This window comes from Labrenzia sp. 5N, assembly GCF_012395805.1.
In the GTDB taxonomy this organism is placed as follows: domain Bacteria; phylum Pseudomonadota; class Alphaproteobacteria; order Rhizobiales; family Stappiaceae; genus Roseibium; species Roseibium algicola.
In genome coordinates, this window is record NZ_JAAZTM010000020.1 from 503,920 (window position 1) to 522,680 (window position 18,761).

General features: G+C 55.6%; 21 protein-coding genes and 2 tRNA genes. 9 read left to right on the plus strand and 14 right to left on the minus strand.

Annotation, left to right across the window (positions count from 1 at the left end):
- Positions 1 to 125: 125 nt before the first annotated feature.
- On the minus strand, positions 126 to 1,499 hold the full coding sequence (locus HEP89_RS22850) for a YcaO-like family protein (protein ID WP_168693112.1): 1,374 nt from the start codon (positions 1,497 to 1,499) through the stop codon (positions 126 to 128).
- Between the two features lie 284 nt (positions 1,500 to 1,783).
- Here HEP89_RS22850 and HEP89_RS22855 point away from each other — a divergent pair, with 284 nt between their 5' ends.
- Together HEP89_RS22855 and HEP89_RS22860 are read left to right on the plus strand one after the other, a co-directional pair.
- The gene (locus tag HEP89_RS22855) at positions 1,784 to 2,074 is read left to right on the plus strand and encodes a hypothetical protein (protein WP_168693113.1); all 291 of its coding nucleotides are present in this window, start codon (positions 1,784 to 1,786) and stop codon (positions 2,072 to 2,074) included.
- 80 nt (positions 2,075 to 2,154) lie between these two features.
- Positions 2,155 to 2,442, plus strand: coding sequence for a hypothetical protein (locus HEP89_RS22860; protein ID WP_168693114.1), 288 nt, complete (start codon positions 2,155 to 2,157; stop codon positions 2,440 to 2,442).
- On the opposite strand, the gene HEP89_RS22865 is transcribed toward HEP89_RS22860, so the two are convergent.
- Entirely contained in the window at positions 2,434 to 4,428 is a 1,995-nt protein-coding gene (locus HEP89_RS22865) for a BTAD domain-containing putative transcriptional regulator (protein WP_168693115.1), read from the minus strand. The two genes, HEP89_RS22860 and HEP89_RS22865, sit on opposite strands and share 9 nt — an antisense overlap.
- Before the next feature lie 180 nt (positions 4,429 to 4,608).
- Here HEP89_RS22865 and HEP89_RS22870 point away from each other — a divergent pair, with 180 nt between their 5' ends.
- Positions 4,609 to 4,863 (plus strand): hypothetical protein, encoded by a 255-nt coding sequence (locus HEP89_RS22870; protein ID WP_022998829.1) that lies wholly within the window; start codon positions 4,609 to 4,611, stop codon positions 4,861 to 4,863.
- A gap of 193 nt (positions 4,864 to 5,056) precedes the next feature.
- Here HEP89_RS22870 and HEP89_RS22875 read toward each other — a convergent pair.
- Together HEP89_RS22875 and HEP89_RS22880 are read right to left on the minus strand one after the other, a co-directional pair.
- Positions 5,057 to 5,133 (minus strand) — tRNA-Arg (locus HEP89_RS22875).
- A gap of 236 nt (positions 5,134 to 5,369) precedes the next feature.
- Positions 5,370 to 5,675: an ETC complex I subunit gene (locus HEP89_RS22880; protein WP_022998830.1), complete on the minus strand. Its 306-nt coding sequence runs from the start codon at positions 5,673 to 5,675 to the stop codon at positions 5,370 to 5,372.
- A gap of 348 nt (positions 5,676 to 6,023) precedes the next feature.
- Between HEP89_RS22880 and HEP89_RS22885 the strand changes: the two genes are divergently transcribed.
- Together HEP89_RS22885 and HEP89_RS22890 are read left to right on the plus strand one after the other, a co-directional pair.
- On the plus strand, positions 6,024 to 6,272 hold the full coding sequence (locus HEP89_RS22885; protein WP_168693116.1) for a hypothetical protein: 249 nt from the start codon (positions 6,024 to 6,026) through the stop codon (positions 6,270 to 6,272).
- A gap of 87 nt (positions 6,273 to 6,359) precedes the next feature.
- Positions 6,360 to 6,866, plus strand: coding sequence for a hypothetical protein (locus tag HEP89_RS22890; RefSeq protein WP_075283039.1), 507 nt, complete (start codon positions 6,360 to 6,362; stop codon positions 6,864 to 6,866).
- On the opposite strand, the gene HEP89_RS22895 is transcribed toward HEP89_RS22890, so the two are convergent.
- Positions 6,838 to 7,548, minus strand: a complete 711-nt coding sequence (locus HEP89_RS22895; RefSeq protein WP_168693117.1) for a hypothetical protein — start codon at positions 7,546 to 7,548, stop codon at positions 6,838 to 6,840. The genes HEP89_RS22890 and HEP89_RS22895 overlap by 29 nt on opposite strands.
- Positions 7,549 to 7,779: 231 nt before the next feature.
- Positions 7,780 to 7,856 (minus strand) — tRNA-Pro (locus HEP89_RS22900).
- A 555-nt stretch (positions 7,857 to 8,411) separates the two neighbouring features.
- On the opposite strand from HEP89_RS22900, the gene HEP89_RS22905 reads away from it, so the two are divergent.
- The 4 genes from HEP89_RS22905 to HEP89_RS22920 all read left to right on the plus strand — a co-directional run bounded on the left by HEP89_RS22905 (position 8,412) and on the right by HEP89_RS22920 (position 12,383).
- Positions 8,412 to 9,206 (plus strand): hypothetical protein, encoded by a 795-nt coding sequence (locus HEP89_RS22905; protein WP_168693118.1) that lies wholly within the window; start codon positions 8,412 to 8,414, stop codon positions 9,204 to 9,206.
- A 212-nt stretch (positions 9,207 to 9,418) separates the two neighbouring features.
- The gene (locus HEP89_RS22910) at positions 9,419 to 11,014 is read left to right on the plus strand and encodes a pentapeptide repeat-containing protein (protein WP_168693119.1); all 1,596 of its coding nucleotides are present in this window, start codon (positions 9,419 to 9,421) and stop codon (positions 11,012 to 11,014) included.
- 463 nt (positions 11,015 to 11,477) lie between these two features.
- A complete protein-coding gene (locus tag HEP89_RS22915) occupies positions 11,478 to 12,071 on the plus strand; it encodes a hypothetical protein (protein WP_168693120.1) in 594 nt (197 codons plus the stop codon).
- Positions 12,072 to 12,140: 69 nt separating this feature from the next.
- Positions 12,141 to 12,383, plus strand: coding sequence for a hypothetical protein (locus HEP89_RS22920; RefSeq protein WP_168693121.1), 243 nt, complete (start codon positions 12,141 to 12,143; stop codon positions 12,381 to 12,383).
- A 74-nt stretch (positions 12,384 to 12,457) separates the two neighbouring features.
- Here the strand turns inward: HEP89_RS22920 and HEP89_RS22925 are convergent, their stop codons facing one another.
- The 8 genes from HEP89_RS22925 to HEP89_RS22960 form a co-directional block, all read right to left on the minus strand.
- Positions 12,458 to 12,817, minus strand: coding sequence for a hypothetical protein (locus HEP89_RS22925; RefSeq protein ID WP_197923280.1), 360 nt, complete (start codon positions 12,815 to 12,817; stop codon positions 12,458 to 12,460).
- A 234-nt stretch (positions 12,818 to 13,051) separates the two neighbouring features.
- Positions 13,052 to 13,402 (minus strand): hypothetical protein, encoded by a 351-nt coding sequence (locus HEP89_RS22930; protein ID WP_168693122.1) that lies wholly within the window; start codon positions 13,400 to 13,402, stop codon positions 13,052 to 13,054.
- The gene (locus tag HEP89_RS22935; protein WP_168693123.1) at positions 13,402 to 13,620 is read right to left on the minus strand and encodes a hypothetical protein; all 219 of its coding nucleotides are present in this window, start codon (positions 13,618 to 13,620) and stop codon (positions 13,402 to 13,404) included. Before HEP89_RS22935 ends, HEP89_RS22930 begins: the two co-directional genes overlap by 1 nt.
- Positions 13,621 to 13,695: 75 nt before the next feature.
- The gene (locus tag HEP89_RS22940) at positions 13,696 to 14,412 is read right to left on the minus strand and encodes a TIGR02594 family protein (protein ID WP_168693124.1); all 717 of its coding nucleotides are present in this window, start codon (positions 14,410 to 14,412) and stop codon (positions 13,696 to 13,698) included.
- Positions 14,413 to 14,490: 78 nt separating this feature from the next.
- A complete protein-coding gene (locus HEP89_RS22945; protein ID WP_168693125.1) occupies positions 14,491 to 15,507 on the minus strand; it encodes a late control D family protein in 1,017 nt (338 codons plus the stop codon).
- Positions 15,508 to 15,511: 4 nt separating this feature from the next.
- Entirely contained in the window at positions 15,512 to 15,727 is a 216-nt protein-coding gene (locus HEP89_RS22950) for a tail protein X (RefSeq protein WP_031268601.1), read from the minus strand.
- A 2-nt stretch (positions 15,728 to 15,729) separates the two neighbouring features.
- Entirely contained in the window at positions 15,730 to 16,167 is a 438-nt protein-coding gene (locus HEP89_RS22955; RefSeq protein ID WP_168693126.1) for a phage tail protein, read from the minus strand.
- Between the two features lie 209 nt (positions 16,168 to 16,376).
- Positions 16,377 to 18,740 (minus strand): phage tail tape measure protein, encoded by a 2,364-nt coding sequence (locus HEP89_RS22960; protein ID WP_168693127.1) that lies wholly within the window; start codon positions 18,738 to 18,740, stop codon positions 16,377 to 16,379.
- Positions 18,741 to 18,761 lie beyond the last annotated feature (21 nt).

The window sequence follows — 18,761 nt, forward strand, 5'->3', positions numbered from 1 at the left end:
CAAGCTCCGCCAAAAGGCTTCTTCCAGAGATCGAATGACCCAGTTGTCATCCGGACGCCCCGCAAACAAAACATGAATGCACGGCTCATATTTTATTAAGGCCGGCGCATCAGCCTGTCAATCGTTCAAAAGGGAAATGGTCGGGCGGCAAATTCGGCTTCGGACGCGGGAATGTCTCGCAAACCACGCTCTACAACCCCGTCGAACAACCTTTTTTTGCCGAACCTTGGCTCCCAACTGCAAAGCTCGGGGGACAACAGCTTGATGCAGGGAATTGCAAGGTCTTGGCGGGTCGCATCAAACTCCCAAAGGCTGATCTCGCGGTCGAAACAGCCCTGAAGCAGGCTTTCAAAAGTTGAGGTCTTCTCCAGAACCTCAGGACGCGTGGCAACCGCACCCCGCAAAGGCAGATCTTCGAAAATCACGCGCTCTCTGGCATACGCCAGCTGCCTGGGTAGCGACCTCAGCGCTTCTTTTGTGCCGTGACTGGCGGGATAGGATTTGTCCATAAGAGACAGCGCGTTTTCCGATTGCAACATTTCCTGAATTGCACTGGTGCATGCCTGTGCGGTGTCCCAACCGGCGGATGATCCAAACGCACACCCCCGGCCGTAAACGTCATGAGAGACACAAATCACCACCTGGACCGGCAGGTCCGTGTCGACGTGCAAGAGCTCCCATTCCCGCGGCTGGTCATCGAGATATTGGACCAGATCAGGAGGGAGCATTTCCCTCACATAGCCTTCAGGTAGAGAAGTTATCCCCAGGCGGTTGTACCAGGCCTGCGCAACTGCATCACGCTCTACAAGCTCAAGAAGCGCGCGCGCGCGCGCTCCCTCAAGGTCATGCCAGACAGCGCATCCTACGCTCGAAGCAAAGGGCAAACGTAAGCCCGTAACGTCATCGGCTTCGTTAAACAAAATTCCCAAACTAAGGCACTGCGCCTCTTCATCGGACCTCAAATTCCGCAACCGGACACGCCTGTCTGAAAGAGATGACCAGTCTGAAGAGTTGACGCGTGAAAGATCCCGCCCGAGATGGAGCCTGCCGAGAGCGACACTTGCCTGGGCTTCACTCAATCCAAGCAATCGACCGAAATCTACCTGAGGTTGTTTTTTGTCGTAATTGAAAATCCTATTGTCACTAATCCCGATACTACAAAGGGTTAGCCTTTCGGAAAGCTCTCCAATACAACTAATAGCTGCAATTGATGCGATATCCCCCTGTCCACCGGCAGGAATTGGTGCCCCTGCAGCAGGTACTTCATTTGCATCAGTTTCAGATGACTTGAGCAACCCGGTGCAAAAATGCACCGGGCATCCGGGGCGTGTCATCGGGACCAGTCTTGGGGAGAATGACGAAAGCAGCTTCAGGAAAAGACGAAGGTCCGGCTCCAGCAAGCGCACACGATCTCCCTCAACGCCCGGCTCCACCGCTATCAGGCCCAAACGCGACAGGTCCGCAAGTACGTCGTCCGCAAATCCACTTTCAACGATCATAGAAGAGACACCGCCGCCAACAGTGAGGATGCGGGACGGCTGCTTATGTTTTGATATGGCAATTTACTTCGCCTCACCCTGCAATTGCACACAACGTAGATTAACAAAACTGCCATTGAGCGAGTTCATTCCCTCGTTCTACATTCTATTCGAAAGCAGTCGATCAGTAGTAAACAGTATCAATACATAACTATTTACTAAAGTTTGACCGAATTTCAAAAAGCCAGGTGACCATCCCACCACCAGGCAGGACACATTGCAACTCAACCTATCGGAGGCTCATAATGCACGCTGACACAACTTCCCGGACTGAACTGGAAATTGGCGCGAAACTTGGCGCGATCATTCAGAACGCCACAGCACGTGAGCGGCTGGTTGCCAACCCGGCTGAATTCCTGGCTGAAGTTGGCATCGACTCCGATGCCGCAATCTTCGCCGACACTGCTGACCTCGTCCATCTCGTGATTCCTGCACAAATCGACGCTGAACGCGTTGCAGCCGGCGATGAGAAATATTTCGAAGAACTCGGTAAAGCAGCTCTCGGCAATTGCTTTTACGAAGACGTCCCGGAGTAAGCCGGTAAGGTCGTCACGATACGTCTCCGGCCTTCTTGCTTCGCGCAGGAAGGCCGTCGTTTTTTCCGATTGGGGTAACGATGGCCAGATTTCCCTACTATCAGAGCAACGTCAAAGACCTTGGCAAACTTATCGCCAGGGCAGCGATCGACGAAAACTTCCGACGCGAGCTTGAGCGAGACCCGTTAGCCGCGATTTCCAAAATTGGCCTGCCGAAAGAGACGGTGGCGCTCATGCGGTTCAAGATCGTCGATCAGAAAAGCAATCCGAACGCCGTAGCTCTTCCTTTTCGTCTGAACGAAGAAAAGCTGAACAGCGCCAACGAGGAGTATCTGAAAGCTCTGTCTTCGACGTTCGCGCTAAATTGAACCGGAACCGTCGAACAGGAACCGCTGCACCAAGGCTGCGCCCTTGTCGAAATCGTTTCGCACTTTCTCGTTCTGGAAGAAATTGATCTTCTTTCTCCAGCTCTTGGGGTCCTGCGCAAGCTCGGGAGAGTTTTTCAGCAAGGCAGCACGGTTTTCACCAAAGCGCTCAAGCGTTTGCATGGCTTCTTCTTCTCGCCCGGCACAGACCAAAGCGGCCACACGAGTGGTCAAGCCACTGATACCAACCCCGGCGCCCCGCTCTATCTGCTTTATCGCGCTGTCGTAATCTTCCGCGGCAAAATAGATGTTCGCCAGGTACTCGTAGAAAACGCGGGGCACAAACGCGAAGAGAGAAAAAGCTCTTTCGGCCGTCACGCGCGCTTCGTTGATGTCGCCGGAGAAAGCCAGGCCCTCGGCAACGGACATCAGGTTGGCGGGATCAGCCGAGCTCAGACGGCCAGCATTCTGGAATGCTCTTCGCGCCTCGTCAGGCATATTGGACAGAATAAGTGCCCAACCATAAACACGCTGATTTACCGCCTGCCAGGGATCGAGCCTGATCGATTTTTCGGCAAGGTTCAGAAGATTGTTTTCTTCACCGGAAAACGTCTTGTCCATGAGCGGGAAATGCAATTCCTGCTTCATGATGATCGACGCCTTGCCAGCATACGTCATCGAGAACGAACGATTTGTGCGCTCCAGATCATCCAGCAACCGCATCGCTTTTTCGTCGGATTGCGGCGTGAAATCCCACAGCAGGGCTTCGGCCTGACACCAACGGGCGAAAACGGATGTTTTCGCGGGGTTTCTTAGTCTGCTGGTCGCGTGGTTATGGATGCGGCTCACAATCTGGCTCGCAGCCGGCACCAGGCCGTCCCAGTATTGCAGGTCAATTATCTCGTTAAAGACAATCTGACCGTTGCCCCTGTCCTCGAACTGGACAACCACTTTTCCGGATCGTTCATCATGCCGGAACCTGAGCAGATAACAGCCAAGTTCGTGACCTTCCATCAAGGTTGGACGTGGCACGTTTTCTTCGCCGAAATACTCAGATTCAAACAGCTCGAACGACCTAAACGAAGAAAGGCCGGAAACGATTTCCTCTCTCAGATGGATCGCGTCGTTCAGCCCTTTTTTCAACAGGGATGACGAGACAATGGAAATTTCTGGCAAGGGAACGAAGTCATCGTAATTTGGCAAGAACCCTCGGTTTCCGCCGCTATTACCATCACTTCTACCAACCGACACCGGAGAAGCTTCGACCTCCGACACGAGCAACAGCTTCCGCGTCTCTTCATCGGGCTCAGCATCCAGATGAAGTCGCATTTCCCTTTCGCAGGATCTGAGCTGCTGTTCGGCGCGCTCGGGCTGGCCCAGATTCATGTAGAGACGAATAAGAACGCGATGAGCCGCCTCAAACGCGGGATCGAGTTTCAAAACAAAACGCGCCCCGGCCTCTGCCTGCACACCCCCGTCTTCCGTGGATATCCTGTTCAGATGCTTGAATGCGGCGCTGATGAGTTCTGAGCGCACCCGTTCACGCTCGACTGTCAGCCACTCGGAAAATTCAGAATCGATATCGTCGTAGCCGGTCAGGAACTCGCCGCGCCACAGTTCCCCCGCCTTGCGGAAATCAGCTGCCTGCCCACGTTCGAGGAGCGTATTCATGGCCATGAGATCAGACGCAAACGCCGATGGGTCGAGTTGAATGTGACCTGGCGCTGAGCGCACAACATCGATGCCGGCCGTTTCTTCGGCGCTCTTCAACTGGCGCAATGCCTGACGCAAGGATTGCATTGCCTTGTGGCGGTCTGTCCCGCTCCAAAGCAAATCCGCCAGTGCTTCCCGGGGCGACGCCATACCGCTCATGCGGCTCAGATAGCCCATGATCGCCAGAGCCTTGCGGGTTTTGACCGCTACAGGTTCCTGGTCGCTATCAAGGAGCAAAGGCCGCCCAAGGCATGCAAAGCAGGACGCGATTGCCATCAATTCCCCGTAATTGAAATGCACGCTTCAGCCGTCGCCTTCGCGCAACCGCGAATATCACGCAACCTGAAACACAACAGCACCTTATCACGCTCATTTCACGCTGCAACAGCATGCTTTAATCGGATGGTCACAGCAGCGACGCTGCAATCGGCAAATCAAATACTGGTGGGTAGTAAAATGTCTAAGACCGTTAGCAAATCGGACCGCACTGAACTCGAGCAGGAGCCTGCAATCGAGGCGATCAAGCGCATGATCCGCTACACGAAAAAAGAATCGGACAAGGACGGCCGTACGTTCTGTTCCTATTTCCTGGATATGGCTCTTCAGTCCCTGGAAGATGGTTCCGAGGACGTGGACATGATCCTCAAAACAAAGATCACGCCGCTCATGGTTGGCCAGAAGGTGGAATCGGGAAAGTCCGAGACGCTCTGACCTTCAGGCGAATCGCGGTCTAGAAACACCGCCGTGCTCCTATATTGCAGGGGCCGGCGGTTTTTGTTTTTTGCAGGCTTTTTCCAAGTACCTGACTTGAACGTCCAGTTTAGGACATCTGCACGGCAGGAAGCCTTTCCACGCAAGGTAGAGGCATCGAAGCTCAGGATTTTTTCAAAAAAAATCAGGGAGATGGCGACTCCGGCAGGATTCGAACCTGCGACCATTCGCTTAGAAGGCGAGTGCTCTATCCAGCTGAGCTACGGAGCCAATTTCTCAGGAACGCAAACCGTTCCCAGATGAGACTATCGGGCAGTATCTCTGAGGCCTGCCAGACGTTCATGCAAACTTGGATCGAGACCAAACGTCCGGAGGCAACCCGATCCGGCGATCGCCTCCACCGCCCTAATGCGTCAAAAACCCGGCTCGTGTCGATTCGAAATCGGCGCTTTCAACAGACAATCCGAACTCTTACCGAACAGGTCAGAGGAGCCGAACGTTCTTGTTCAGTGAGTCCAGGGTGCAGACCGGTTGAATTTGAAATTGTCCGCATAGGCAGACCCGCGCACCTTACGCTCCTGCGCCTTCTCCACCCTGTGCGGAATGCCATGGCGTTTCGCATATGCGACAGCTTCTTCAGAAGTCTCGAAATAAAGCCGGATTTGCTGCTTCATGTCGGACGACGACGTGTAGCCCATCAAAGGTTCGACGGACTTGGCGACCTCCGGCTCGTAATCCAGCACCCATCTCTGGGTTTTCGCCTTGCCTGACTGCATGGCGGTTTTCGCCGGACGGTAGATACGCGCAACCATGTGACAGTGCCCTCAAGTCTGAATATGTGAGATGCAATTCCTTACAGCAGCTTTTTCCCGCCTTTGCCGCCGGTGTCAACACCGATATTGGCCGCAACCCGCAATCTTCGGTTCGGCGACGACTCATTTAACAGCACAAGTATGTATTCACGGTGTTGGTGGAGAGGCGATTTATGACATTCACGTAACATGACATGGAGGCGCAACTCATGCTATTAACTACCCTAACGTGAACTTGTCTGGAAGACGCCGATTTTCGGAACGCAGTGCAGGTTCAAAAAATACAGAATCGCAGGGCCGGACAGCCTGAAAGGGCCGATCCAAAGATCAAAACGATAAGGCTTTGACATGCATTACGAATTTCTGAAAAGACTGGAAGGCTATGTTCCAGAACATGTTCGGCCGGTTACCAGAGCGCCGGAAAAAATTGCGCCGGTCGAACTGAAAGCGGCGATCGACGACGCCAATCTCACTGAAATGTGGGACATGATCCTGACGCTGGACTATTCGGTATCCGACCCCACCGATCTGTCACCGGAAAAACGCGACGAATTCCTGAATGTCATGTCGCTGTTGTTGAGAGCCTTCGACCGGTAGAAATGGTTATTGGCAAACGGCCAAACATGTGCGGTGTCCCTGGTCGATTTTTGCCGGATGGAACAAATCAAAACATGAGAGAGGACTGTGCTAACACGCCCTGATACTCATTTTTCGGAACTCGGCACACAGGCCATTGAAAAAGGGCTTGCCGACCCGGCTGTGTCTGCGTTCTACGACAGCATCATGTCGACCGATGCGGTTCAGATCCAGCAATGCCTGAAACCGTTCCTGCCTCATTTGAGCCTTTGCTCGGACAAGATGCCCGGAAACGCTCCTCCTCCGATCTTCTATGTCGGTAAGGAAAGTGGGCAGCGACACTTGTTCGGCGAAGACTGGGCAAGCCCGGCGACACCCGCCTGCGGTCTGCGCACACCTGATCCGGACCTGGAGAAGGCTTCGGCGGAAGGTTATCGCAAGGCTTTGGAAGGCACGCCTTATTACGGCTACGCCCACACGAAAATTCAGGTCAATGGCGAACTCTATGAAGTTGCGTTCGAGCGGTTGATCGTCGCCGTGCGACCTTCGTTGCAATCCGATCTTCGCTTCTGCGCCTACCTGGGCGTCATTCAGGATCTTCAGCGGACGTCCTGAGGATAAGTTTTACAAGGCCGTGTAGATCGCTTCTGGTGGCATAGACCAGCCAGTCATCCGGCCTGATATGTCCAGGCGCAATCTCCCAATGCGTTCCGCGTGGCACGAACCTGCGGTAACCGACCCGGATGCCGAAGCCTTTTTCTGCGCTTTTTGCAGCCATCAGGCCATAGAGATAATCCGGCGACCACTTCAATAGTGAGAGCAGAAACCCCAACTGGGTCAAAGGCTCGGCAAGGCCCTGCCCCCGGATGTCCCGTCTCAGCCACAGATTGCCGTGATAGACGATACGCCCGCGCATGAAATAGGCATCATGCGCGTGGTCTGTCCCGAAGCGAACCTGGGGGTTTGGATCGACAAACATCCTGCGTTGCTGCTGATGCCAGTGCTCGGCAAGGCTCCTGTCTTTCAGGTCTTCCACCTTTGCAGCTTGCACAGACACGACGTTACCATGGCTGTTGACGGCCCCTACCCAGAACGCGGTCGTCCCGTGCAGGTCGAAAAACCGCGGTGAAAAATCTTCCATCAGGTATTTGTCTTCGGTGCTCCGGACGGTCTTTTCGAAAAGCGCAAAATCCGCGCTTTCCTTCAGAGAAAGCCCGGCCTTTTCAATTCTGGACTGCAGCACGGCGATCGCCGCCGATACATCCAGCGTCGCCTGGTCGTCAGGATCCGGTATCATCAGCCCCATCCGGCGCGGCCTGCATGCCGTCGCAAGCGGCGTCACTCCCACAGGCATTGGAAACGCCCGTCTGACCAGTCTGTTATGCGGCGATAAGTTGCACAAGACGCCTGCGTAGCTTGGCCCTAGTTATCCCGGCCTTTAGGCACGGAACCACAGCAAGCGCATGGATTTGCATTGCAAAGTCCCAGGTCACGCGCACCGCATCACATCGATTTTCAGGAGAATGAATGGTCGGGGCAGCAAGATTCGAACTTGCGACCCTCTGGTCCCAAACCAGATGCGCTACCAGGCTGCGCTATACCCCGATCCGTTGATTTGCTTGGGTTTATAGCTCTGACAGATGCCAGTCAAGCTAGAACAAACCATGAAAATCGCGCCCTTGTGGACAAGAAGTGACAAACGAGTCCCGAAATAGTACCGAAATCCGTTCACGGCTTGTTCACGGTTCTCCGATTCGGCAATAGCTTTGGGCGCGTGAACTCGGTTGGGCACGACCTGAGCCGATAGGTTTGTTGTGAGCTGACTAGCCTTAAAACGACCGAAATGCGCTACGAGGCCGCCCTTCGGTAGTACTTCGGACCGTTCGGCAAAGCTGCCGTTCGTTTCTCTACATCAGATGATCTTTGGAGCGTGTAGAGCAGTCTTTCGCTGCCCTCGGTCCCAAGACCCAAGATCGGTGGTGTGTCGACTTGAGGCAATGTAGCTTTACCCAGAGGACGAAGCTGAAACCGGCTAGATAATAAAGTACGGATTGCGATCGTGCGAACTTTTTATGAAACAGAAATTCCAAGCGCGTGAGGCATGCTTTAGCGTCAAGATATGAGGCGCGTTTTGCTGCTTCTACTTAAAAAGGTAACTACATGGGTCTCGAGGATAGTCTTCCAGATAAGTTTTCCAGGAACTTGCTTGCGGGGTGTCTCATGGTCGCCAAAGATCAGAAAAATCCTGTTCGTTTGCATCTCGCGGCGGCTGGATTGAGAGAATTGTTTGGACACATCCTGAATGCGGACTCGCCAGACGATGAAGTACGCGCATGCGCTTGGTTCAAGCAGGAACCAAACACGAATACTGTAACACGGCGTCAAAAGGCTATCTATTCCACGCAGGGTGGCCTTTCAGACGCATTCGTTGAACGTTTAGGATTGGACGTCGAAGATTTCCACCGCGTGGCGATCCGATCGATTGAAGCCCTGAACAAGGCAACTCACGTTCGGCCCGACACGCTTGTAAACGACGAGGTAGCTATCAACTCATTTGTCGATGAAGCCTTGGAGGCGCTTGAAGGTTTACTTCAGTCATTTTCTGAAGGACGAAGCGCCGTCAAGGAGGCCTTAGTGGATGATGTCTACCGTGCTATGTCGAACGCGTTGATCGAGCAGACCTTCGACGAGATTAATATTCTCGCCGGCAAGGGATACGAAATCGACCCTTGGATTGACGATGCCGAAATCGAAGTCGAAGCATTGCGATCACAAGTGATCCTTGTGCGCTTTTCTGGCGTTGCAAATGTTACCTTGCACTACGGACCCAAGCACGACGCTGCGGAAATCCATCATGACTTTCCATTCTGGCTGAGATTCGAAGCGCCAGTCGAAAAGCCTACCGAGCTAACCTTGGTTGCACATCACTTCGACGACACGTCCTGGTACATTTGAACAAAGCCCAGCTTGAAGCCTACTCCGCCACCAGCCTACTCCTGTATCAATGTCCGAGATGCGTTTCCCAACCTCCTCGCCCAGGTAGTCTTTGTTGATCATTTACAGAAGTGCGTGGCGAATTCTCAAGACTCTCTTGTTTAAAGAACCTTGAATTGCTCAAGCTAGGTTTGCGCTCTAACATCCGCACGGTGGAATTGCGGAGAATGTGCGTGGCGAACCCGGAACATGTGAAATGGCTGCTGGAAGAGGGGGTTAACGCCTGGAATGAACGCCGGGAACAGCTTCGCTTCAAACCCGACTTTTTTCTGGTGGAGCTGCGGGCGGCAAGCCTGCAGGGTGCGAACCTGAGGGGGGCGGACCTGCGGGGGGCGGACCTGCGGGAAGCAATCCTGCAGGGGACGGACATGAGGAATGCGGATCTGCAAGGGGTGAAACTGCGAGAAGCCAACCTGCGAGCGGCCATCCTGCGGGATTCGGACTTGCGGGAGGCGAATCTGTTGCGCGCGGACTTGCAGGAGGCGAACCTGATGGGTGCGAACATGCGAGAGGCGGACCTCCTGCGAGCCATCCTAGTCGGGGCGAACATGCGGGAGGCGGATCTCCTGCGGGCGAACCTGCGGGAGGTGGACCTGAGAGATGCGAACCTGCGGGGGGCGAATTTGAGGGGAGCGAACTTGCAGGGGGCGAACCTGCAAGGGGCGGACTTGCTGCGTGCGGACCTACAGTCGGCGAATATCAGTACTTTAAAATCGGCCCTGCGCAAAAAAAGAAGCGGCAGAGCCGATTTTGCACTCGCATCAAACCTGGTCCAGTTGCAAGTCGAAGGTATGAACGGCGATACTGGCGTACTGCTGCCGGAAGGATTGAGACATCCTGAACACTGGCCAAAATGGGAAAAGGAAAACAACAACCAGAATGCGGCGCGGAAAGAAGATTTAGATCAAAACCAGCTAAGTGACCCCGTTGAACAGGAAATTCGCCTCAAAAACAGAATCGGTTCGTTGAGCCCACTGTCAGCGAAGCTAGACAGCAACAAACTCAAGGCAATCTCAGGACCACTTGGCGCGCGCCCCACTCATTTCAATTCAGCTGAAACAGAAACTCTGTTTCGGGCAATCGATCATGGCTCTTTCAATTTCTTGATAAAATACAAGGAGGATCATCTCCAGTTGCCAAAGTCCTTGCAGAGGCACTTTAAGGAAGCAAGACGCCGTGCCCGACAAAAGAGTTTTGATTGGTTTATCTGGGAAAATTTAATCGCTTCGATAAACGGGCCAATTACCGACCCATATTACAAGGATGATTGGCGCGGTGCACACGAGCTTGCGTCGCTTGTTCTGAGAAACATTAGACTGCTCCAACCGTACTTGACGCACGTAACAGATGGTGTTGGGACGGACGAAATCGAGCTGACAGCGCACATCGATAAGGACACGTTTCCAAAAGTACGGAGCCTTTCATCATCTCTCGGGAAATTGATCGCCACGGAAGAAGATCGCCTCTACCCAGGAACGCCAGAAATTCTCCGGAATGAGAAAGGTGCACTGGATATGTTCGAGGACGAGGGGTTGACATCTGACGGCTTTTTGGGAGAAGCGCGAGAAAGTGATCTAAAAAAGACACTGTTCCGCGTTGCAGGTTTTGTCGTAGGCGGATTGAAGGCCTTGGGCGCAAGCAGCGTCCGTGTAAGCGAAAATACCTCAGGTGCAACAATTGCAATTCTCGCAACGACCCCATCTGCCCACGAGTCTCTGATTTCAGCACTTATGAAGCTCTGGGAAATTGTGAAAACCTTTTTCATCTAACCACATGCTGAATGAAATTGTTCGTCGTAACTCCTAAAGAGGGCCCCAATTGAGAGCCAAGTGATCTACGCGCAACAATGGTCCTCTTTTTCAATCCTCCTCCACTTCAGCGCGGGGTCTTTAGGTTGATTTTCACCTCATGCAACCTCGCCTACAATGTCATTTTCGTAGCGAATTTGTCGGGTGTGAGGTTGCCTAGGGATGAACGAGGACTGGTGAATCCATCAAGGCAGTGCGGCGTGCTTGCGAGCGGACGCAAAGTGTCGGTTCTTACCTTTGACCCAAAAAGTCATAATACCTGCGCGGTTGATTATCGCTCGGAAATCGCAAGGCGACAGTGCTAAGTGCGGCCGAGGCCACCGTTCGGCAGCGCCGCCCATCGGCCGGCGATTGGTTTTGGCAGACTGCCGGTATTCGGTGCGTTGGCGCGTTCCGGATCTACCAAGTTGTTTTAGCAGGAGATATGGCTGTGACAGAAAATTCAGGTGACCCGAAATCACGGTTCGACGCGGACATCAAACGATGGGAGCTTGGGTTTTCCGAAATTGAGGCGATAAGAAAACGCGGGAACGACACCCACATCGCTTTTCGCAATTACTCAGTAGCCTTCTCGCAACTAGCACTTCGCAGTGCCTTCTTGATGAATGGTGGTGCGATGTTTGCGGGTCTTGCTTTTCTTGGAGCGCTGTCGCGAGCCAGTGACGACAATACCTATTTGACGGGCTTCATTGTGGCCTGCGCGTGTTTTGTAGTTGGAATAATCGCAGCAGCAGCGGCCGCGTTGTCAGCGTATTTGAACTATGAATCTCATTCACTACGAGAACAATACGAAACTAAACGCGACGCTTTGAGCAAGTCAGTTTCTCATTTTCCAGATCTCTACGTCGATCAGCAGCAGGCGGTTGATGCAGACAATTCCAACTGGAATGCTGAGATCATAAAGCATGAGAAAATCATCATTGACACGCAAAAGTGGGCGGTCGGGTTTGGCGTGACCTCATTTATCCTCTTCATGATTGGATGTGTCGTTGTCGGAGGCACAATGGCGACTGCCTAAATCGCGTATTGCCAAATCAACCACCTGGTCGATATTGGTACAAAGAGAGAACAAGTTTCAGGTTTGAATATGTCTCGTCGCAGCGGGCGCGGTTTCATCAACACTCAGGAAGTGCTGGAAAAGCTCAGCCTTGGCAGAGCCGGAGCTGTCCAGGTCATGCGATCAGCGAAGATCGGATCGCCGCAATATCGGACGGCCATACACCTGAGCGAGGCGATTGACGACATGGTCGAGAAACTGACCGGAGACCGGACCTATTTTCACGACAAGCCCGCATCGACGGCGCCGCGGGAAGATCCGCTCAGAAGATAATCAGATAGAGCAGAGCGATTGCCAACGCGGCCAGGAGCACCCTGCCCTGACCGCGTGTTGCCTCCTTGGCGTATTTACGCTTCTTCATCGCGCTTACCCACGTGAAGGGGGCTGGCACGGTAGATACCGTGAAGGCGAAAAATCTTCAGCAGGATCTCGATGACGACGATGCCGAGGACTCCCATCAGAAAACCGGACATACCAGCGGTCTTTTCCGGCGGCACATTCAACCCGCCCAGAACAAGCGACAGGAGCGGGATCGCCAGGGGCGACAGATAAAGCGCACAAAGGGTGCCGACGACGATTTTTCGCACTGCCGGCAGGAACCCTGACCACTCCATTGCAGCGGACACAGCCGCACCGGCAAGGCCGGCGGTTGCCAGTTCTCCGGTTGCGGTTTGCATCCACGCCGAAACGCTCTGCCAAACACTCATTCCACATCCCCGCTTAAGCTGTTTCGATAGGTGTCGTGCCAGTTCGCACAACGCAGGACTCGGCTGTTCGCCCGGCCGAGGGCCTGGTCTGTCTTGATAAGGGCGACATCAAGCGGATCACCGAGGGCAACGCCCGATCGTTCCCGCTTCCGGCAGTCTTCCGGCAACGGCGGATCGGCCTCTGATTGAGCAGCCGACGCACCGATCCGCGCGCCTGCCGAGACCGCCCGGTCCCTATCGGTTTGGCAGGCGGTCAAGAAGACGCTGATCAACAACATCACGGGAAGTCGGTTCATAGTTGCTCAGCTCCTGCGCCTGGAAAGTGGCAATGGCTTCAGCTTCGGAAAGCTGGCGTTGAAAAGAGAAGTTCGCCGCCTCCGCGGCTTCGGCCCGTTTGCGAGCCGCGGCCAGTTCGGCCTCGGCCGCTGCCAGCTCGACGTCGGCTACATAGGACGTCACAGCGGCACGAACGGCACTCGACTTGTCCAGCCGGTGCCAGGTGTAGAGTGCCGCCGCAACCGCAAGGAACGCGATCACGACGGCGCCGGTTCTGGATTTCCAGACCGCAGCAGCAAGCGCCAGCATCAGCCGTAATCCGGAGTCGAAGGCGCTTTCGACATCAGCTGCTTGCCCACAGCATCGAGGCCGAACGCAGCAACGGCAAAGGTGATTACCGGTGCAACGAACAGCTCCGCCCAATCACGGGCCGCCGTGCCACCGCCGTGCAGCAAGTCATAAAAACAAAGCACCGCCAGACCTGCCAGCAGCGCCCACGCGGTTTCCCGCTTGTAGGTCTTCACCATGGATTTTCTCTCAGTCGGGGATGATCGAAATTTGGTCGTCGGTCTGCAGTCGCCAGACACATCTGTTTCTGCGTGTCACCGGGTAGCAGCGTAATCAGCCGGCTCAACACTATCCGCACGCAAGGCCGGATATCTCCGAAACGGGAAGGTCTTCGGCCAACGGAAGGCGATGAACTTGCTTTCAGGAAACGAGCTGATCGTGACCGCGTTCTGCTGGTTGCCCCCCATCAGAAAGACGCGGCGTTTCGCAGCGTCATAGCCGACAACAATGCCGACGTGCCCGGAGTTTGCGGTCCAACGTATGACGCCAATTGCTCCAACCAGAGGGCCACCGGCATCCATGCCGAACGCGCGCCAGTTCTGAGCAAAGAACGGATTGGACGGTACCGGCTCATCCGGAAGGGTCTTCACGATGCAGGTTTCAACGGCATCACCGCACCAAGGCAGCTTCGAAGGATCGCCAAGGAACTTTCCGAATTTGAGCCAGCCCGACAAGGCAGTCTTGTCGCGAACCTCGTGCAGTCCCATGCGCCGGTCCATTTCCTTGAGCCAGGGCGGCATGTCCTGCGAAGGAACATCACGAGTCGCCACTCGGCCGCGGCCATTCGGCGACTGGCGAAGAAGTTTGATCGTGTCATTGTCCGCGAGACCTGACACTCTCAGCCCTTTGAGCGTTTGGAACTTCTTGATTTCGCTGGTGGTCTCGTTTCCGATCTCTCCATCTGCAGCGATATCTGCGCCGTGCAGGTTAAGTCGCTGCTGAAGCCATTTTTCAAACGTCAATGTGCTCATTGCGCCCTCCATCGTTTGGGCATGAAAAAACCCGCTTCGAAGAGCGGGTTGGGTGAATTCTGCTATTTGGATCGGCCGTTAGCGGCTGTCATTTCCTGCGCCATCCTGAGGCTGTTGCAGCTCCAGGTCGGTCGTTGCCCCGCCCGATCGGCTTGCGGAGTGCGTAACGGAAACAATCCGGTAAGTGCCATCGACACCCGCTCGCGTTCCCTTCAACTGAAACTGCGCCTCGGCCTGCGCTTCCGGCATCAGATCAAGAGTGACCCGGCCTTTTCCGCCCTCGCGCTCAATCTGCGCCTTGCGAGCCTCGGCAATGTCCTTCGCTTGATTTTCATCGTGCGCGACAGACCGCACAAGATTGACAGCCTCGGCGCGCTCACCGGCCTTGCCCGCATCCGTCTTGTAGATCAGCGGCAGTCCCTTTTTACGGTCGACATATGGCACCTCAACGGACTTGAACACCGTGCGCGTCGACAGCGGTTCAATATCCCAGGAGATCAGGTTGCCGGACCCGTCCGGTTTGAACAGGCCGGAGATCACCGGAAGACCGAAGTCCTGACCGTGCTTGGCAATAACCGCCATAGGGCCGCGAAGCTTGAAGGTTGCACCTAGTTCGCGGGCCAGTTTCTCACCGATATGAAGAAGGCTTTCACCATCTGCGGCGATATAATCGCGTGCGATATTTGCCAAGGTCGGGTCGATCTTCATTTCGAACCCTGCCTTTTGCGCAAGTTTCTTCAGAAAGTCCCCGACCGTTCCCTCATCCTGGTGAAGGCGCTGCGGCTGCTTCGCCTTGCCCTTGACGTCAAAGCCCTTGGAAGAGACGGACAGCGAGCGGCCGCCGGACCTGTTGCCGGAGGACTTCACGCTGTCGATCACACCCGAGAACACCTGAACGCCGTTCAGCCGAACCGCGACTTTGCCGCCTGGCTGCGGCAGCTTGATCTGCCCACCGGTGTCATCGAGCATCAGCGAACAGCTGTCAGACGACGCGCCGGCCTTGTCGGTCACCGTGATCTGTTCCAGATAGTTCGCCATCTTCGAACTGACGTCCTGCCCGTCGATCTCGACCGCCCATTCCGTTTTCCAAGCCATCAGATCACCCGAACAATGTTACGACTTCGCGGGCCTGGACGGTTTCCGCTGGAAGGTCTGGCAAGACGACATCTGTACCAACCGGCACATAGACACCGGTCAGCTTCGGATTGAGCTTCATTGCCTCTTCAATGAGAGCCAGGCCGCGCAAGCCGTGCTTGCGCCACAGGATCAAATCGAGCGTAAGATTATCGCCCACGATCTTTATCGTTTCGGTCATAATCACCCCAAGAGGTCGAAGAGCTGCAAGAGCGCGGGAATGACTTGCAATCCGGTCGATTGCTGCGTCGGTACCTTCTTCAGGGAAACGGAAACCCGCACCCGTGCGCCGATACCATCCCGCAGAAGATCCGTGTGATTGTCGCGAAGGCTCACGATCATGTAGGTGCCGAGCCGCACCCCGTCACCGCGCATCACCGGCAAGGCCGCGCCCTGTTTCATATGCGAGCGGAGAGCTTCAAGTTGCGGCAGACCGCCGATCTTCGCAGGCAGGAGCTGACCGCGCATGCTGAGCGTGTCATCCCCCTCGCCCATGAACTCCCCACCTTTGAGGCCGTTCAGCAGTGGCTTGAACGCTATGTCCGCCGCGCCTGACCGGCTGACAGCATCAAAGGCAAACGGGACTGTGTCGACCGAGACAGCGCCGATCATGTAAAGCATGCCAACACCTCGCTCTTCTCAACCGCAGAAGGAACGACGACTTCCGTTTTCCCTTTCAGGTAAGGTCGAATAATTGCGTTCGGGATCAACCGCCGAATTTCATTTTCCTGCCCTGGCGAAAACTCGCTGTAGATGAATATCGTCTCAGTTGGGAACCCGGTTGCATCCCGACGAATGTGAGAAAAAATTGGTGTAGTCACCTTGCCCCCTTATACCACTGACCAACCGGTATCGACCTGAAGGCCTGCCAGCTGCGAACGGATTTCTTCACCGATCTTCTCGGCAACCGCCTTGGCGTCCTGCGCGCCGTGAACGTTTATATTTTCGATTGAGAGGCTTACGGCCTGACCGCCACCTTGCCCCTGCCCTGCACCAGCAAGAATGCGCTTCGTTGCTGCGGCGCTGTGAATGAACCCGTTACGGTCAGGCGTGAACAGCTCATCGCCCTTTTCCGCCGTGCGGTAGGTTCTGCCGGCGACGACAGGCCCACCGAGCGCGCGAGCCCCTTCGATCTTGGGCTGAGGTGCTGCCGGCGCTTCACCGCCACCGCCCAGGAATGAAGGCAGGCGCAGCATGTTGGAGAGATCGATCCTGCCGATCGCGGAAACGATGCGGTCAGGAATGGATTTCAGGAACTCCCAAAGAGCGCTGAATGCATCAATGATCGCATCGACGAGCGCTTGCCCGATCTTTCGCCCGGCATCCCGGAACTCCGCCTCAGCGGTCGCTGAATAGTCCTTCATCGTGAAGATGTCGGCGATCCAGTTCCCCAACTGCGTAGGGATTGCCAGCACCATGTCGACGAACTTGGCAAGAGTGCCGGAGATCGCCCCATATGCCTTGTCCAGAGCCCCGCGGATCTCCGCCTCATCGATGCCTAGCAAGGTGCCGATGTCCACCAGCTTATTGGTTGCCCACCGCCCAACGTGTGCGGCAAGGTTGGACATGAAGCCGGTAATGGCGCTCATAGCCTGCCCAAGACTGCCGCCGATCACCTCGGCAAAACCGAGAGTGAATTCCCTGATCGGCTCCCAATACCGATAAACGGCGACACCGAGCGCCGCGACAGCCGCGATCACCAAGGCAATAGGCCAGGTGATGCCAACGATTGCGGCCCCAATGGCCGCAGCGGCAGCCTGGATCGCCCCGACCGCGGCACTCGCAGCACCCGCAATCACCCCGAAGAAGGTCCCGCCCCCCAGAGCGCCAAGCATGGATGCTCCAAGAACTGCCAGCCGAAGCCGTTTGGTGGCCGCGACGATCAGATCCGCGCTGCGACCAATGACAAGCGCTGCATTCAGAACACCGCCCTTCAGGAACAGGAAGGAATACCGGCTTGCGATGGCGGCAATGTTCAAGGCCACGAGCGCTGCCGTTAAACCGACCACCGCGGCAGTCACCTGCGGATAGGCTGCGGCCAGATCCGCGATCGCGCTGATCGTCGGCATCACCGCCTCGATGATCGCTGTCAGCGCCGGCAGCAAAGCATTGCCGATCGCAATGGCCAGTTCGGTCATGCGGTTCTGGAAACTCTGAAGCTTCGCATTGAAGGTCTGCGAGCGAACCTCGAATTCCTTCTGCACCGAGCCGAGATAGTTGGTTTCGCTCGCCACCTGGCCGAGGGCATTCTGCAAAAGCTCGGCATTCTCGATCAGAGGCATGACGGCGCGTGCCTCATCCCCGAAGAGATCGGAGATCGTCGAGGCCTGCAATTCCTTCGGCAGCGCACGGATCCGCGCAATGACATCCTGAAGGGTGCCAACAGCGTCCTTTTGCAAGCGCTGTGCTACGTCCGTCGCGGACAGGCCGAGCTTGTTATATGCCTCATGCTGGCGCTTCGACGCAGACTCGCCACGTGCCAGCGCCTTGGTCACATTGCGGAAGCTCGTGGCCGCAACATCAGCCTGCGCGCCAGCCGCAACCATTGCCGAACCGATCGCCGCAACCTCGCGTGCCGAAAAGCCCATGGCGGTACCGGCAGAACCAACCCGCCGCATGAAGTCCAGCAGATCAGCTGCCGACGACGCGGACGTATTGGAAAGGTGGTTGAGCACATCGGCCAGTTCGCCGGTCTGTTCCACTGTCAGGCCAAGCGCTGTTTTGATCTTGGCAAGGCTTTCGCCCACCTGGTCGGCCGACAGGTCGAAGGCAACGCCAACCTTCGCGGCGATCTCAGCGAAGGCGAGCAACTCGTCGCCCTGCATACCGGCCTGCCCGGCAGCGGCAACAATCTCCGCAATGCCGGTTGCAGCCACCGGAATGACCCGGCTGAGTGCAAGGATATCGGCGCTCATTTGCTTGAGCCCGTCCGGCGTGTCGAAATCGACCACCTTGTTGACATCCGCCATCACGGACTCGAACTCACGTGCTGCGTTGATCGGCGCAGAGATCGCCTTGGCAAGCACATAACCGACGCCTACTGCGTCCAGCATCCGGCCGCGCATGGCATCCATCGCCCGGGCGTTTGCATCGACGCGCAGGCGCATTTCGGTCAGGGAATGGCTGACGGCGCGCGCCGGACGGGACACGCGCTCGACCAGCGACACAATGAGTTGTGACGTGAGGGTTGCCAACGGAACACACCTTTGATTGTG